Source organism: Ruminococcus sp. 8Y-12 (genome assembly GCF_058119865.1).
On record NZ_CM176623.1, the window covers coordinates 848,749 to 865,713 of the forward strand.

Annotated in this window: 14 protein-coding genes; 3 read left to right on the forward strand and 11 right to left on the reverse strand. The window is 47.7% G+C overall.

What is annotated here, in order from left to right:
- Positions 1-280 precede the first annotated feature (280 nt).
- Positions 281-1,117 carry a tyrosine-type recombinase/integrase gene (locus AC0THY_RS03065; protein ID WP_489993005.1) on the reverse strand — a complete coding sequence of 279 codons (837 nt, stop codon included), beginning with the start codon at positions 1,115-1,117 and terminating at the stop codon, positions 281-283.
- Between the two features lie 159 nt (positions 1,118-1,276).
- Between AC0THY_RS03065 and AC0THY_RS03070 the strand changes: the two genes are divergently transcribed.
- The gene (locus AC0THY_RS03070) at positions 1,277-2,521 is read left to right on the forward strand and encodes a DNA polymerase Y family protein (protein ID WP_489993006.1); all 1,245 of its coding nucleotides are present in this window, start codon (positions 1,277-1,279) and stop codon (positions 2,519-2,521) included.
- Between the two features lie 100 nt (positions 2,522-2,621).
- Here AC0THY_RS03070 and AC0THY_RS03075 read toward each other — a convergent pair whose 3' ends face one another.
- From AC0THY_RS03075 to AC0THY_RS03100, 6 genes are all read right to left on the reverse strand, one after another.
- The gene (locus AC0THY_RS03075) at positions 2,622-3,854 is read right to left on the reverse strand and encodes a BTAD domain-containing putative transcriptional regulator (protein WP_489993007.1); all 1,233 of its coding nucleotides are present in this window, start codon (positions 3,852-3,854) and stop codon (positions 2,622-2,624) included.
- An 18-nt stretch (positions 3,855-3,872) separates the two neighbouring features.
- Positions 3,873-4,457 carry a flavin reductase family protein gene (locus AC0THY_RS03080; protein ID WP_489993008.1) on the reverse strand — a complete coding sequence of 195 codons (585 nt, stop codon included), beginning with the start codon at positions 4,455-4,457 and terminating at the stop codon, positions 3,873-3,875.
- A gap of 9 nt (positions 4,458-4,466) precedes the next feature.
- Positions 4,467-6,122 carry a putative manganese-dependent inorganic diphosphatase gene (locus tag AC0THY_RS03085; protein WP_489994138.1) on the reverse strand — a complete coding sequence of 552 codons (1,656 nt, stop codon included), beginning with the start codon at positions 6,120-6,122 and terminating at the stop codon, positions 4,467-4,469.
- Between the two features lie 104 nt (positions 6,123-6,226).
- The gene (locus AC0THY_RS03090) at positions 6,227-7,567 is read right to left on the reverse strand and encodes a pyrimidine-nucleoside phosphorylase (RefSeq protein WP_489993009.1); all 1,341 of its coding nucleotides are present in this window, start codon (positions 7,565-7,567) and stop codon (positions 6,227-6,229) included.
- A gap of 16 nt (positions 7,568-7,583) precedes the next feature.
- Positions 7,584-7,982 carry a cytidine deaminase gene (locus tag AC0THY_RS03095; protein ID WP_489993010.1) on the reverse strand — a complete coding sequence of 133 codons (399 nt, stop codon included), beginning with the start codon at positions 7,980-7,982 and terminating at the stop codon, positions 7,584-7,586.
- The gene (locus AC0THY_RS03100) at positions 7,972-9,150 is read right to left on the reverse strand and encodes a phosphopentomutase (RefSeq protein ID WP_489993011.1); all 1,179 of its coding nucleotides are present in this window, start codon (positions 9,148-9,150) and stop codon (positions 7,972-7,974) included. Before AC0THY_RS03100 ends, AC0THY_RS03095 begins: the two co-directional genes overlap by 11 nt.
- A 145-nt stretch (positions 9,151-9,295) precedes the next feature.
- On the opposite strand from AC0THY_RS03100, the gene AC0THY_RS03105 reads away from it, so the two are divergent.
- Positions 9,296-10,417 carry a S1 RNA-binding domain-containing protein gene (locus AC0THY_RS03105; RefSeq protein ID WP_489993012.1) on the forward strand — a complete coding sequence of 374 codons (1,122 nt, stop codon included), beginning with the start codon at positions 9,296-9,298 and terminating at the stop codon, positions 10,415-10,417.
- 385 nt (positions 10,418-10,802) lie between these two features.
- Here AC0THY_RS03105 and AC0THY_RS03110 read toward each other — a convergent pair whose 3' ends face one another.
- Positions 10,803-11,651, reverse strand: coding sequence for an Ig-like domain-containing protein (locus AC0THY_RS03110; RefSeq protein WP_489993013.1), 849 nt, complete (start codon positions 11,649-11,651; stop codon positions 10,803-10,805).
- 31 nt (positions 11,652-11,682) lie between these two features.
- Entirely contained in the window at positions 11,683-13,575 is a 1,893-nt protein-coding gene (locus AC0THY_RS03115) for a S8 family serine peptidase (protein ID WP_489993014.1), read from the reverse strand.
- Between the two features lie 1,031 nt (positions 13,576-14,606).
- On the opposite strand from AC0THY_RS03115, the gene AC0THY_RS03120 reads away from it, so the two are divergent.
- Positions 14,607-14,885, forward strand: coding sequence for a transposase (locus AC0THY_RS03120; RefSeq protein WP_489993015.1), 279 nt, complete (start codon positions 14,607-14,609; stop codon positions 14,883-14,885).
- A gap of 67 nt (positions 14,886-14,952) precedes the next feature.
- On the opposite strand, the gene AC0THY_RS03125 is transcribed toward AC0THY_RS03120, so the two are convergent.
- Together AC0THY_RS03125 and AC0THY_RS03130 are read right to left on the reverse strand one after the other, a co-directional pair.
- Entirely contained in the window at positions 14,953-15,486 is a 534-nt protein-coding gene (locus tag AC0THY_RS03125) for a cob(I)yrinic acid a,c-diamide adenosyltransferase (protein WP_489993016.1), read from the reverse strand.
- A 170-nt stretch (positions 15,487-15,656) separates the two neighbouring features.
- The gene (locus AC0THY_RS03130) at positions 15,657-16,721 is read right to left on the reverse strand and encodes a PTS sugar transporter subunit IIC (RefSeq protein WP_489993017.1); all 1,065 of its coding nucleotides are present in this window, start codon (positions 16,719-16,721) and stop codon (positions 15,657-15,659) included.
- Positions 16,722-16,965: the final 244 nt, after the last annotated feature.

Below are 16,965 nucleotides of genomic sequence, written 5' to 3' on the forward strand. Positions count from 1 at the left end.
TATGTGGTCTCTTCTGCGGACCATGTGCTGAACAGGCGGCAGGATCGTCTAAAAAAACTGAATTACCCGCAAGCACAAGTGCTGCAAACACAAAAAACAAACTTTTCCGTGACCCATGAACAGAAAAGCTTATTTGCTGTGCCTCTTTTTTCTAAAAACGCAGCCCCAGTATGTTGACAAAACAGAAAATGAACGGTATACTTATGTAAATAATCATTCTTTGCAGATGTCTGAATCTGCGCACACCACATAATACAAATTATGTGGTTATTTTTTGTCTCTACAGCACCAATTCCAGTGCGTCCATCCTGCGGCGGTGCTCCTGGCCGGATGACATGATATAGATCCGTGTAGTATTGATGCTGCTGTGTCCCAAAATATCCGCCAGCTTTGCGATATCCTTGTCTAGGGCGTAAAAGCATCTGGCAAAAAGATGGCGCAGATTGTGAGGGAATACCTTTTGCGGCTCCACTTTTGCTCCTGCACACAGCCTCTTCATCATTTTCCAGATATTTGACCTGTCCAGAGGCCGCCCTGTGCGCGTTCGAAATACTGGGCCGGAGACGATTTTTTCATGCCGCAAATAATCTCGGAGAGCTTTTCTCAGCTTACCGTTCAGAAGAACTACCCGGCTCTTCCCCTTCAGGTGAGTGCAGGCCTCCCCGCTTTTTACCGCCTCAGCCGTGACACAGCTGAGCTCGGACACCCGGATACCTGTGGCGCAGATTGTCTGGATCAGGAGTGACAGTCTTTTGTTTTTCTTCCGGTCCGCTTCACAGACCAAATTTCTGTAGTCTGCTTTTGTCAGCTCTTTTTCCCTGGGGCAGTATACCTTTTTCTGTATCTTGAGCTGCTTTACGCACAGCTCTCTTTTTCCCAGATAGGAAAAATAGCCATTGATGGCTGCCAGCTTTGTATTTACACTGGAAGGCTGGTATTCGCTCATTAGTCTCTCCTTGTATTGAATCACCAGCTCCTTTGTTACTGCCCGCCCCTGCACATAGACCAGAAAGCACTGAATGTCTCTTTGATACTGACGCCTGGTGGACAGGCTCCTCTCCTCTTTTTCCAAAAAGCAAATATACCCCTCAATCTGCCGGGCGATTTCTCTTATCATAGCATTCCACTCCTCAAAGACCTTTTTTCCGGATTTCTCTCCTCCGGTATTCCTATTATCCCTCAGGTTTACAAAAAGATAACCTGTATCACAAGGAATTGTTGTATAATGATTTTATAACTGGGTCAAACACAGATATGTTTGAAAGGAGTATGCACATTGGATCGCATTATTTTTCATATTGATGTCAACAGTGCCTATCTCAGCTGGACCTCCGTGGAAAATCTAAAGCAGGGCTGCGGGCCGGATCTGCGGGAGCTTCTTGCTATCATCGGCGGAGACCAGGCAAGCCGGCGCGGAGTAGTCCTGGCCAAGTCTATCCCGGCGAAGGCGCTGGGTGTGAAAACCGGAGAGCCCATTGTCTCTGCCCTGCGCAAATGTCCGGATCTGATGATCTTTCCCCCGGACCATAAGCTTTACTCCAGGTACAGCCGCCGGCTGATGGAGTACCTAAAGAACCTCACCCCGGATGTGGAGCAGGTCAGCATTGATGAATGCTATCTGGACTTTACCGGGATCGCACACAGGTATCCATCCCCCCTATCCGCTGCGGTCAGGATCAAAAAGGAAATTTTTACCCAGTTTGATTTCACGGTGAATATTGGTATCTCCTCAAACAAGCTGCTGGCAAAGATGGCCTCTGACTTTGAAAAGCCGGACAAAGTCCACACCCTCTTCCCCCGGGAGATCCCCCAAAAGATGTGGCCGCTGCCTGTGGAAAAGCTCTATATGGCAGGGCGTTCCTCTGTGGATACCTTTCACAAACTGGGCATCCGCACCATCGGGGATCTGGCTTCAACCGACCCCGGGCTGCTGGAGTCACACCTAAAAAGCCACGGCCGCCTGCTCTGGGAGTATGCCAACGGGCAGGACAGCGCGCCGGTTCTCTCCGGCCCCCAGGAGGCAAAGGGTATCGGCAATTCCACCACGCTATCAGAGGATGTCTCCACCCTACGGGATGCCCAGGCAGTTCTGTTGCAGCTCGCCGAGAGCGTCTCTGCCAGGCTTCGCAAAGCGGGGCAGATCTGCACAAACCTGTGCGTGGAGATCAAATACAATACCTTTGTCACCGTGTCCCATCAGGCCCCTGTGGACCCTCCCACAAATACCTGCGGAAAAATCTACCAGACCTCCTGCAGCCTGTTTTCCTCCCTCTGGAACCACACTCCCATCCGGCTGCTGGGCATCCGCGCCACAAAGCTCCTGCCTGAGGACACCCCCATTCAGCTCAGCCTGTTTGATTTGAGAAACGAAACGGATGAACGCCAAAAAAGGCTGGACAAGGCCTTAGACAGCATTAAGCAGCGTTTTGGGGATCAGGCAGTTGTGCGTGGAAGTATGTTAAAACCCCCCGCTGTGCACTTGCAAGACCGGAACATCGGAGAGGACTCCGGGGGCGATTGAGTCCTCAAAGCAAAATAGCCAACCTCCTCATCTTGAGGGATTGACTACTTTGTGTACCGAAATATGGCTGCGAAACAGCCTCTCTATATACTGGCCTGTGTCAAGAATTTTTTAACATTTCATCCACATTCACCGATGAACTACTGCTAACCTCCTGTATCTCACAGGTCAGAATCAGGCATTTGTTTTTATTTACCTCCAGAAAGGCGCTACTGATTCTGTCTGCAACCATCTGAGCTGTGATCTCGGTGCAGGTGGGCAGGAGCACGATGAACTGGCTGTCACTGTACCGGGCGGCCGCGTCACCTCTGCGCAACTGGCTTCTCAGCACATTTTCCAGCTTCTCCATGGATCGCTTGGTCAGATATTCCCATGTCTGCTCCTGCGCCTCCTTCTCCTCCCGTTTAAGACTCAGCAGTATAATGTACTCTGTGATACCCAGCCGGTCCAGTCTCCTGTTCTCCAGGCGGTATATCTCTTTAAAAATGGTGTACTCACACATAAACACTGAGTCGGGGTTTCTGGATTCCAGAATATCCCTGCGGATTTCTTCCATGTTGCCATACTGGTTGTTTTTCATTGACAGCAGGTTTTCATAAACAGATTGCAGTTTGAGGGAGCCGCGCATCCCCAGGCTCTCATAAAGCTGTTTCTCCGCCCGGTGGTAATGGGCCAAAGCCAGGTTTTTCTTTCCCTGCATGATCAGAGCTTTGATCAGGCTGCAGTGGAGCTGCTCGTCCAGCCCGTCGTACGTCAGCGCCTCGCTGCACAAGTCCTCCATCTGTTCATACAGCTGGCGGTTCTCATAGTAATCTGACAGAAATTTGACGGTATCCAGATAGCAGGAGTGGAAGTAGGTCTCCAGAGGAAGTCCCCACTGCTCTGAGGCAACCTTTGACGGAAGGGTCCCATGGTAGATCTTGACCGCAAGCTGTGCGGCAGTCACCTTCTCATCCTCCGTTACACTAACATCCGTAGCCTTTCGGCTCAGCTCATCGAACTTTTCAAAGTCCGCCTGTACCTCTATATCCTGATTCCAGCAGTAAAATCCCCTTCTGGTGAGAATGAAATCACCCCCACCTAAAATCTTCATGCTGCCTCTCAGCCGGTACATGAGGTTTTTCAGAGCGCCCGCCGGGTTTCCGGAAGCACTGTTGGGCCAGAGAGCATCGCAGAGCTCCTGAACCGTCAGATCCTTTTTCCTGAATATTAAAATATAGGAGAGCAGGCGCAGCAGTTTATCTGAGTGCAATGTCTCCCGGTTCAATATTCCGTGACTGTTTTTCACTTCAAAGTTCCCGAGTAACTTTACGTATAAAACTTCATTTGGCATCTCTTTTGTTTCCTCCGGTTATGTCTTTTTCTGGTTGCGTCGTTTCTTTTTTACCGAGTATCCAAAAGTGCCCAATGGTTTTCCAAGCTCCAGATACTCTCCATGGGAATAGGCAATCAGGCCTGTGCGGTTCAACTCAAATTTTCCCTTCTCATCCATATAGGAGTCATCCACATGCACCGTTCTGACCTTTGCTAAAAACATATGATGGGACCCCAGCTCCACAATATCGGTCACAGAACACTCAATGTTTACGGGGCTTTCCCCTATCAGCGGAGCCCCCACCTCTTCCCCCTCCACAGGGGTGAGGTGCATCTCCTGAAATTTGTCCACATCCCTGCCGGAACGCACTCCGCAGTAGTCTGCAGCCCTGGCCAGCTTTTTCGTTGTCAGGTTGATCACAAACTCCCCGGTCTCCTTTATAATATCATAGGAATACCGCTCCGGCCGGACGGATATGTAGGCCATAGGCGGGTTGGTACACACCGTTCCCGTCCAGGCCACGGTTATGATATTGGGCCTTTCCCCAGGCCTGGCACAGCTCACCATCACCGCGGGCAGGGGATACACCATATTTCCTGGCTTCCAAATCTGTTTTCCCATAGTCTCCTCCTACTGCTGCAGAGCATTCATAAATGCGGGGATGAGCTGCTTCTTTCTGGAGACCACCCCGGGAAGCACCACAGAGTGCTCCCTGGGATCCCTGTGGAATGCCTCTCTGGCCAAGTCCTCGCTGTCGCCGCCGTAGCACAGCAGCTCCGTGGACTCATTGATGATGTCCGTCAGCATAAAGAAGAGCATGGTTTCCCCATGGCTTCCCAGCGCCTTCTCCATATAAGGAAGCAGTGTGTCCCTGATCTCTTTTAACTCATCGGGGTTCATGGAATTTATCTGGCCCACTCCAAAGCTGGCCTTATTCAGCTCAAATTTCTTAAAATCCTGATAAAAGATCTCCTCCGGTGACTTCCCCTTCAGCCTGCTGCCGGCCGCAAACATCTCTGTGGCAAAGTCCTCACACTGGATGCCCGCAATCTCTGCCAGCTGCTCCGCAGCCTTACGGTCCACAGACGTGCAGGTAGGAGAGCGGAACATGAGCGTGTCCGAAATAATGGCCGCGCACAGAAGCCCTGCAATCCGTGGCGGAATTTCCAACCCTTTTTCACTGTATATCTGATACATAATTGTGGCGGTACAGCCCACGGGCTGATTTCTAAAAAACACCGGAGCCATAGTCTCCAGGGAGCCCAGCCTATGGTGGTCTATAATCTCCAGGATCTCGGCGCTCTCAATGTTGTCCACCGCCTGGGAGACCTCATTGTGGTCCACCAGAATCAGCTGGTTTTTCCGTATACCCAGCAGATCACGCCTTGAAACCATACCCACGTACTTCCCGTATTTATCCAGAACCGGAAAATCCCGGTACCGTTTCTTTGCCATAATCTCCTTTATGGAGTCTGTGTAATCGTCCATCTCAAAGCAGATCAGATCCTTCTTTTTCATAAAATGCTTTACTGGCATACTCTGGTTGATCAGCCTCGCAACCGTGTAGGTGTCATGGGGTGTGCTGATTACCGCACAGCTCTTATCCCCCGCCAGCCTCTGTATCGTTCTGGAAACAGGGGCCCCCTCACAGACAATGATGCAGCCCGCGCTCATCTCGATGGCGCAGAGCTGGGACTCATACCGGTTGCCTAGGATGACCAGGTCATCCTCCTCAATATAGTTTTCCATCAGATCCGGGTTTGCCGCTGCGATCACTACCTTGCCCTTAATAAAGTAAGAGTGCTCGTTTCCCACTACCATGGTGCCGTCCAGAGTCTCCAGAATATTGCGGTACTGGGTTCTGGCTGTGGATAAGATGGAATTGTCATACACATCCATGTAGGACTCGGCGATATCGCTGATGGTGATCAGGCCCTCCAGCACATTGTCCTCCTTGGTGATGGGCAGGGTATTTACATTCTCATTACGCATCAGAGTCCAGGCCTTTTTCAGGGATATGTGGTTGTCAACTCCCTGGACACAGCGCACCTCCATGTCCTTTACCCTGGTTCCCACATTGGGGACATAGCCCGGAGGGTCCATCTGAAAACGGTCCAGCACATACTGCGTCTCCTCGCTGATCTGCCCTGCCCGCTTTGCCACATAGCGCCCCTCATCCTCTGCCCTGTTTTTGATGTCCGCATAGGCAATGGCTGAACAGATGGAGTCCGTATCCGGGTTCTTATGGCCGATGATATAGATTTTTTTCTTGTCTGTATACTGCATATTCCGTCCTTTCCCGAACCAGGCAAATTCCCGGTCCACCTCTCTCCCCTCTGCCGGAGAAACGATATTCTACTGCAACTGTTCCGTACCTTCACAGTTACATTCTACTTTACACTATTTTCCTCGAATCTGCAAACTTCATTTCCCTCTACTCTGGCCAATATAAGGGGCTGCTGGGCCGGCGGCTCCTCCTGAATATCCACCGCATCTGCGAACACAGAGGCAGCATCCTGAAAAAGCTCGTCTTCAGAGGCGTAGAGCACCGCTAAGGTCTCCCCCTCCTCCACCGCATCTCCGGTCTTTTTTGTGAGAACAATGCCCGCTCCGTAGTCAATGGTGTCCTCCACCCTGGTGCGCCCGGCTCCCAGCAGGCAGGAAGCGGTTCCGCATTTCTCCGTATCCATGCGGCTGATATAACCGCTCTTTTGGGCCCTCACCGAAAAGCTAAGGGGTGCTGTCTTAAGCAGGGACGCATCCCGGATCACTTCCGGGTTTCCCCCCTGAGCCCTGACCATCTGCGCCAGCTTTTCCAGGGCGCTGCCGTCTTCTATGGATCTGCGTGCCATTGTCAGACAATCCTTCAGTGTACCTCTGCCTGCCAGGTAGAGCATATTTCCTGCCAGCTGCAGACACACCTGCGTCAGATCCTCCGGGCCCTGTCCCCGCAGGGTCTCCACCGCTTCCTGTACTTCAAGGGCATTCCCGATCTTTTTGCCCAGGGGCAGGTCCATGTTGGTGATCAGCGCCGCCATACGGCGGCCTGCGTGCTCCCCGATGGCAGTCATCTTTTTTGCAAGGGCAATGGAATCCTCCAGTGATTTCATAAATGCCCCGCTGCCTGTCTTTACATCCAGCAGGATGCTGTCGCTTCCGGCGGCCAGCTTTTTGCTCATGATGGAGGCCGCAATCAGGGGAATACTGTCCACCGTGGCAGTCACGTCCCTGAGCGCATACATTTTTTTATCCGCGGGGGCCAGATTCCCAGACTGTCCCGCCACACAGAGTCCGGTTTCATTCACAATATCAAAAAATTCCTCCCTGGTGAAAGAGGTCCGAAGGCCGGGAATGGACTCCAGTTTATCCACCGTCCCTCCAGTGTGGCCCAGCCCCCTGCCGGACATCTTTGCAATCTTGACGCCGCAGGCCGCCGCTATGGGGGCAATGATCAGTGTGGTCTTATCCCCCACGCCCCCGGTTGAGTGTTTATCCACCTTCACTCCCTCAATGGGAGATAAATCCACCATATCTCCGGAACGGGCCATGGCGTCCGTAAGCGCTGCAGTCTCCTCATCATCCATACCCTGGAAGTAGACTGCCATCAGCAAGGCGGACATCTGGTAGTCCGGCATAGCCCCTGACACAAATTCCTCCACCATCCGGGAAATCTCCTCCCTGGTCAGCTTACCGCCGTTTCGCTTTTTTATGATCAAATCATACATTCTCATTATCCCTGTCCCCCTTTTACAGCGAAAAACTCTCCGGAAGCAGCTCTCCCAGAGTATATTCCTCAATGTTCCCCTGTGCATCCCCCAAAATCACCAAAAAATCAGGTCCGCAGAACTCCGCCATTACCTGCCGGCAGACGCCGCAGGGCGGACAGGACTGCAGTTCTCCCCCCGCTCTGCCCCCGGCAACCGCTATGGCCTCAAACTCCCGCTCACCCTCAGATATTGCTTTGAAAAAGGCTGTGCGCTCCGCACAGTTGGTGGGTGAGTAGGAGGCATTTTCAATATTGCATCCATGATAAATCTTCCCGGTCCTCCCAAGCAGGGCTGCCCCCACCTGGAATCCCGAGTAGGGGGAGTAGGATTGTTCCCTGGCCCTGACTGCTTCTTTATAAAGTGCCTTCTTATCTGTCATTTCGAATATCCTCCCAAAAACTGCTGCCACAGATGACCCCCTCCACGCCAAATATCTCCTGTATGGTGGCCGCAATATCCGCAAAGCTTTGGCGTGTCCCCAGAGAGACGCCTGCCTTGACCTCACTGCCGCAGGCCAAAAGCGGAACATACTCTCTGGAGTGGTCCGTGCTGGGTGTTCCGGGATCGCACCCGTGATCCCCGGTGATCAGCAGCACATCCGTGCTCCTCATTTTTTCCAGAAACACTCCTAACTGCCTGTCAAACCTGGTCATAGCTGCCGCATATCCGTCCACATCGTTCCTGTGTCCGTACACCATATCAAAGTCCACCAGATTTACAAAGCAGAGACCTGTAAAGGATTTCTCCAGCAGATCAAGGGTCTTCTCCATACCGTCCTCATTGTCTTTTATGGATTGGGTGTGGGCGATGCCCTTTCCCGCAAAAATATCATTGATCTTTCCCACGCCGTAGGTGTCATACCCTGCCCGCTCCAGCAGATCCATTACCGTGTCTGCGGGAGGTAAAAGGGAAAAATCGTGGCGGTTCCTGGTGCGCACAAAGTCAGGGTACGCTCCCTCAAAAGGCCGGGCAATCACCCTGCCCACCGCATGCTTTCCAGTCAGGATCTTCCTGGCTATGCGGCAGTACTCGTAGAGCTTTTCAGGGGGAACCACCTGCTCGTGGGCTGCAATCTGAAACACACTGTCAGCGGATGTATAGACAATTAAATCTCCGCTCTTCATGTGCTCCTGTCCATACTCCCGGATCACCTCCGTCCCGGAATAGGGCCGGTTACACAGTACACCCCTGCCTGTCTGCTCTCTAAAAGGCTTTAACACCTCCTCAGGAAACCCCTGCGGATACAGCGGCATAGGCTTGGGGGAAATGATCCCCGCAATCTCCCAGTGCCCTGTGGTGGTGTCCTTCCCCATAGATGCCTCCTTAAGCCTTGCAAAAGCACCCAGCGGCTGCTCCTCGCCCTCCTTGCAGGTCACCCCGTCAATATTAAACAGTCCCAGGCGTTTCATATTCGGCGTGTGATACTCCTGTGAGGCGGCAATGCTCGCCAGAGTGTTGCTTCCCTCATCCCCGAATGCCGCCGCATCCGGCGCTTCCCCGATGCCGAAACTGTCCAAAACGATCATAAAAACCCTCTTTACTGCCATTTTATACCTCGCTTCTCTTACTTTCTTTTATCTTATCATTATTTCCCGCCATCTTCAACCAAATACAAGCTATCCTTGCTTGAATTTAACGCCAAAAAATGCTATAGTTTTTGCATATGAGTCACTAACTTAAGGAGGGCAAACCATGTCAGAAGAATTGCAAAACGTAACACAGGAAACAGAGACACCCGTTGAGGCTGTGGAGGAGGCTGTAGCAGCAGCACCGGCGGCAGAAGAGGCTCCCACGGTGGAAGAAGGAATGGTGGAAGGACAGGCTGCAGAGGAGAATCCCGCTGCAAATGAACCGTCCGCAGAGGTACCGGTGGAGGAGGCTGCACAGGAAGAGGCAGCTCCTGAGGAGGTCACAGAAACCATGGAGGATTACGCACAGGAGCTGGAGGCGTCCTTCAAGAAAATTTACGAGGGCGATATCCTCACCGGAACTGTAATCGGAGTTTCCGAGACAGAGATCACCCTGGATTTAAAATACTACACCGAGGGTATTATCCGTCTGGAGGACTTCAGCAGTAACCCGGACTTTAATCTCAAGGAGGATGTACATATCGGTGACGAAATCTCAGCCACAGTGATCCGCACAGACGACGGGCAGGGTCATATCCTCCTCTCAGCCAAGGAGGCAAACGATACCCTGGTTTGGGAAAAGCTGAAAAAATGGATGGAGGATGGCACAAACCTGACTGTAAAGGTGGGCGGCGTGGTAAAGTCCGGCGTGATCGCCTATGTGGAGGGAATCCGCGGGTTTATCCCAGCCTCCAAGCTTTCCCTGAACTATGTGGAGGATCTGGAAACCTGGTTGGGAAAAGAGATCCAGGTGCGCGTCATTACCGCTGAACAGGAGGGCGACCGCCTGGTACTGTCCGCACGTGAAATCCTGCGCGAGAAGGAAGCAGAGGAAAAGAAAGCCAGAATCTCAAATGTACAGGTGGGTCTGGTTACGGAGGGTACTGTGGAGACCATCCAGCCCTATGGCGCATTCATAAATCTGGGCAGCGGGCTCTCCGGCCTGGTACATATCTCCCAGATCAGTGAGAAAAGGATCAAAACCCCCGCCGCAGTGCTTAAGGTGGGCGATAAGGTAAAGGTAAAAGTCATTAACATCAAAGACGGCAAGCTAAGTCTCAGTATGAAGGCCTTAAATGATGTGAGCGCTGAAGAGATCCAGGAAGAAACCTACGAACTGCCCAAATCAGAAAGCGTAACCACCAGCCTGGGTTCTCTCTTTGCAAATATCAAATTAGATCAGTGATACTGTAATGCTTTAAAGCATTGTAGGTAAATTTTTACAAAAGCAGGCCTGTGGCGGGCCTGTTTTTGGTTGTTTTCACAGTAAATTTACCTGTAATTCATAGTTTGTTCACATTTGATTGCTATACTTTAAACATCTCGAAAAGAGATGCAGACAATGGTTTATAGCGTAATGTTTTCATTACACATATAGATAAATTTTTTCATAATAGCCTCCGGTGTACCAGACGCCGGGGGCACTCCTCATTTTAGTATAGTTATGAGTTGGCCAGATCTTTGCCAGCCCCAGTCTGAACAGAAATAAGGTGTGTAAGTTGTTTATTCAACTTACACACCTTATTTTACACTCTGCGAGCTAACATAAATACCATTCTATTTAGAAGTAATTAATCTGAGTATTTTGTTATATGTTTGTGAATCAGCCGAAAACGCTCTACATCTTTTATATTCTTCTTTTTCAGCTCAACAATATATTCATTATTCGCGCTCTTGCCTCTTATATCTGTTGTGGGACCAGATGTTGACGGCGGTGTATATATATCGTTAACTGTTATGGAACAGACCACCTTTCCTTTTATCATTTCTTTTTCTACTTTGATTATCTCAAATTTTGACGGTATTATAACCGCGGCATTTGTATAATACAAGCTTTTTGAGCAAAAGAACTTCCGGTTATATTTTTTCAACTGTTTTAAAACAAGCTCTGGATAATCATAATTTTTTTTAATTAATTTTTTTAGTTTTTGCAGCTCACTGTACGTCGATATAAGCAGGTTCTGATCTCGCATTTTTCTTCGAATACTTTTATTGACACTATACCCCAATTTTTGCTCAGAATCATTCTGTACGATTATCGGCTTATAGGAAACCTTTTTATTACTAAACTTCTGTACTTTCATTTCACATGAACACCTTATCTTACTGTCTGATTTTGAAATAGCCGTTATTGTAACAACACCTTCTGATATTCCTGTTACCGTTCCAGACTGATTGACAGTCGCAATCTCTTTGTCACTGCTTTTCCATTTTACGCTCTTACCATTTCCTATCGCAGCACCTTTGTTGATTTTCAATTTACATTTTTGTCCAATATAAATTTTTTCTTTCTTTGTGCTTATATTCATTTCCGTATTTCTTTTAGATGTAGATGCTTGTACTAACGTATTAGACATAAGTCCTGAAATGCAGATAACACCTATTACAAATACAATTAAGCCTTTGTTTATTTTGTTCACAAAAATCACCTCTCTTACTTTTAGAGTTTGATCACTTTGCCACCTTACAACTTAATATCCCTGAATAATCTGTATATTTATTTCCACCATTATATTTCATTGCTGCTCTCACCTTATAATAGTATGTTTTTCCTGCAGTGAGACCACTGTCTGTATATGTTGTAGCAGTTCCATCTGTAATTGTTTTGATTAAACTGTAAGTTCCTGTTTTGCTTGTTGCACGATATACTCTTATTTCTTCTGGTCCATAAACATTAATAGTACTCCAATTAATTTTTATTTTTCCCTTGCTAGGAGAAGACAAACTTGATAATTTGATTTTACTATTCTTAAATTCTTCATATTTTGCTCTTTCCACTGCAAATCCTGCATTTAACAGCCCTTTGCCAAATATACTGGCACTACCAATATTAGTAGCTGTATTATACAAGAAACTTCGTATTTGTTGTGGTTTTAGACTCGGATTAACGCAGAACATCAATCCTGCCGCTGCAGCTGTTATCGGTGCCGAGAAAGAGGTACCGTTTACAGACGGATATTTGTTTTTCAAATCTGTAGTGACGATACCACTACCTGGAGCCGCCATATTTATCCAATCACCATAACAAGAAAAGCTACTTTTTGCGTTGGAACTTGTTGTTGCCGATACACATATTACGCTGCTAAAAGCAGCCGGGTATCGCATTATATTATTATTATAATTACCCGCTGAAGCTACAACAACTACCCCTGCTGCTTCTGCATAGTCAACAGCTTCCTTTAACAATGGTGAAGCATACGTACTGGATATGCTAATATTGATAACTTCCGCACCTTTGTTTACGGCATGTTTTATTCCTTTTGCAATATCAGCATCGCTAATGATTTCCTTTCCTTCAGTATTTACTCCATCTGATACTTTAACAGCCATCACCCTGCACGCTCTATTATCATAACCAGTTGCAATACCTGCAATGCCTATCTTGTTATTTCTTTTTGCTGCTATGACCCCTGCTGTAAGTGTACCATGACTCGAATCATATGTTTTAGACAATTCTGATAATCGTTTATAGCTTCCGTCTGAATTAACTTTAGTTACGTCAACAGAACTATCTGTCAAATATCTTCCTTGCAAATCATTTTGCGTTAAGTCAAGTCCTGTATCTAATACCGCTACCCAAATATCATAAGTGCCCGCTGTCGATACCGAACTCCACGCTTCTTCCGTTTTTATTTTGTTCAAATACCATTGATTGGAAAGCTGTGGGTCGTTTGTAGAAACACCATCAACCTCCATATTATAGTTCTTTTCAGCAGTTTCTACAAATTCATACTCTTTAAATTGACTAATTGCTCTATCTGTTGATTGATCTAAGCCAGTTTCAACAACTATTGATGTTTTTGCTTGATAGTTCTCTTGAAAATCAATCAACCGTTCCTTTCTTCTTTCATTTAGGTCTTCATCAATCTCAAATTCATCCTCCATTATCACTTCATAGGATTCAGATAAATTTTCTACCAGTTCATCTATTAGTTCTTTTTGGACTCCTTCTTTTAATGTTACTACAATTTCCTTAGCCGCATAATCAAGATTCTCCTCATCCACCCTCTCTTCATAGGCTTCTTGATAACACTCTAACATTTCGCTTGCAGCATCATCAATATTGTCAATAAAATCTTCTAAAGTATCACTGATCTCATCGTTTTCATAGTATGTATTAAGAATTTCCTTTACTGCTACCACAAATGTCTCTTCATCGTTATCTGCAAATTCATTAATTATATCTGCTGCACTTTCCCCATCTATTTTCGATATATCAACAGCTTCTTTTATTACCTCTTGCTCATCATTATTCAGCTTTTCAATTGTTAGCCGTTCTTCAACCTCATATAGGTTCTCATCTAATAATTCTGATTTCTGATTAGCTTTTGTCTGCAGTGGCATTATATTTGCGCAAAAATAATATGCTAAATTTTTTTATTTGCATAAAAGATACGCTTTTTAATTCACCCTCTCCTTTCTATCTTATGTTATCAATATTAGACTAGAATATAATAAAATGCAAGTATTTATTAGAATTTTTTTCATATTATTTTTTTATAATTAAGACATTAGCAGTGATTGTTAAAAACGTGGACGCTGACACACCTGCCCTCTGGAATAAGCCTGATCCCCGTTCCAATATCCTTACATCCATTTCTTTATTACATTCTCACTTGCCAGATAAAACATATTTCAGTGACATATCACTTGGAAATACACTTTTTGTCTTTATTACTTTTCTATATTTCTGGTTTAGCCCTTATATAAATATTTGTAATGCTATCACGATGCCGTTATAAGTGGTACACATTACTTTGCCAATCTCACTACCATAATCATATAACTACTCCACGTAACAGCAATTCCTCATCCATACATAAAGCACCTCCGATTATTGATTCAGATTTGCTTGAATTTCGGACCAGGAGGACAGTGTAGGGACGTATCCAAAAAAACAGATAAAATCTTATCTTCAATAGCTGGTACATCAAGCGACCATGCCAATCACGTTTATGAAAACGCCAATACAAGCCACTTGAATGAGTTCTACATAAGCATACGTTCCTCTGCTATATGCCACAAAAAATGTTGTTTCCACTCTTGCAGGCCACCATACCGAGGGAACGTATTTCCAAATGGATTCTCTCAAGCTGGTAAAGATAAGTGCTTACACACTTTCTACAATCCCTAAACCAATGGATACCCCTTTATTCATTAGAAACGACAGATATAAATGCAGAAGGTACATAGTTATGCTGTTTCCAAGGGTACTCATTTTTCCTATGACAACCGTATCCATTCAAGTTTACTTTAATTGCATCTAAAACCGATTTAAAATCTTGTCCATTGCACGAATGACCGGTGAGGACGGAAATGAAAAATGGGTGGATTATTCTAATTCCTTCTGGCATGTGGAGCGTCTCCATCGGGAAATGACTGAACTAGCTTCCACACTTCCTGAATACAGTACCGTAATGGGCATCTATCGCGTTGAAAAAACCTACAGCCCGCAGCTCATCGTTAAGATCGGAGATGTGTCCAGATTTACCCACAGGGAGACACTGACCGCCTTTGCCGGTGTGGGTCCGGGTGTAGACGAATCCCGTCAACACAAGTCCAAGAGCAACAGAGCTTCAAATGTTGGTTCCGCAAGGCTGTGCAAGACGCTGTTCCAGATCAAGTCGACTCTGCTCCAAAACGCACCCACCTAAAAAGGATCTTTGGATTCAGTTTTCCAAAGATCCTTTTTAATAAAAAATCTCTATTTTCAACTTTAATCTACTTCTCAATCCCTCCTCTGGCCCTCTGCCCTTCATCAAAGGGATGCTTTACCTTCCGTATCTCAGACACATAGTCAGCGGCCTCCACCATAGCCTTACTGGGATAGTTGCCAGTCATAATGACTTCTAAGTTCTCCGGCTTTTCCTTCAGATAATCCAACACCACCTGTTCATCCAGCAATTTGGCGCCGATGGTGTAAATGATCTCATCCATAAAAAGCACATCGTACTTTTCTTCCGCAGCCAATTGGGTAATCCTGTGAAACTGTTGCTCATAAAACCGCCTGCGTTCCTCTTTCTCTTCCTCTGTCATCTGAAAGCTGAACTTTTCCTGATTCAGCCCATCCACAATGGTGATATTCCTGACATGTTCCAAAATATTTCGCTCACTTGTCTTGTTATCCTTCATGAACTGGTATAGCAGCACCCGGTAGCCATACCCTGCCGCACGCGTAATCAGGCCCATACCTGTTGTCGTTTTCCCTTTTCCGTCCCCGTAATAAATGTGCACCAGACCGGTATCTCTCTTCATACAAGCACCTCTTCTTTCCTAACTATTATTCCATTCTTTAAGTGTTATATCCTGTCTAAATCAAGTGCTTCCGTTCTGCTCTCTTCTTACAGGCATAATTCTGTTATCGTACCGGAACCCCGCCAGATCCCAGTGTTTTGTCCTCTCATAATATTATACCAAAGTCTTTCCTATAATTCCAGCTTCATATCTCCCTGCCTGATCCATCCCTTTTTGCGCATAAATTCTGAGATCGCCAGGGTAATGACTGCAGGGAGAAGAATCTGAAATACCACTATAATGATCATGGTCATCCGGCCTCCGAGATCGGGCGCCATGGTCTGATAAGTCATGATCTGTCCCACCAACCCGGCGGTCCCCATTCCGGAACCTGTTGCATTGTTGGTCATGCGCACCAGCATGGTGCTCACAGGGCCCAGTATGGCACTGGAGAGTATGGCCGGAACCCAGATGATGGGCTTTCGCACGATGTTGGGCACCTGGAGCATTGAGGTTCCCACTCCCTGAGCCACCAGTCCGCCGATTTTATTTTCCCGGTAGCTGGCAACCGCAAATCCCACCATATTGCAGCAGCAGCCAATGGTTGCCGCCCCTGCAGCCAGTCCGGAGAGATTCAGGATCACTCCCAGGGCTGCGGAGCTGATGGGCAGTGTGAGAATCATTCCCATGAGCACCGACACCACCACACCCATAAGGAAGGGCTGCTGTTCCGTTCCCCAATTGATAATGGAGCCCAGCCAGGTCATAAAGCCGGTGATAGGCGGCCCCACCAGAAGTCCTACCGCAGACCCGGAAAGGATGGTGGTCACGGGTGTGACCAGAATATCAACCTTTGTCCGTCCGGACACCAGATGTCCGATTACGATGGCCACATACGCGGCAATGAAGGCCCCCAGCGGTTCCCCCGGACCCGCCAGCACAATGCTCCCCTCCACAAGCACCTGCCCGGCCAGGATCTTACTGGCAAATCCGCCGACCATCCCCGCTGTGGCGGCAGATACCGTGACGAGGGGGCTTTCCTTAAACTTGTGCGCAACACCCACGCCGATCCCGGCGCTGGTCATGGCAGCCGCCACCTTACCGATCAGGAACAGCATGTCGCCCGCTGGGCCTCCGATCAGGTTACCCACCTGCTGAATGATGGTTCCCACAATCAGTGTGGCAAACAGACCCATGGCCATGCCGCTGAGTCCGTCAATAAAAATGTGATTCAATACCTTTTTCAGTGTCTTCATTCTCTCCTCCTTGACTGGCAGGACCCGTGCCTGCCTATCTTTACATCTGTCATGTCAGTAATTTAGCATACCTGTCCTCATAATTCAAGCAATTTCTTCCTTCCCCGTGAATATCCTGCCTGCTCACGGCTTTAATATACTCCGGTACCACTCCTGTGGGAATTGCACTGCCAAGTGTCCTTGCGTATCTTACAACGCCATAAATAATGCCGGGTCCCGCTTAAACGGTCTTCCGCCTAACCGA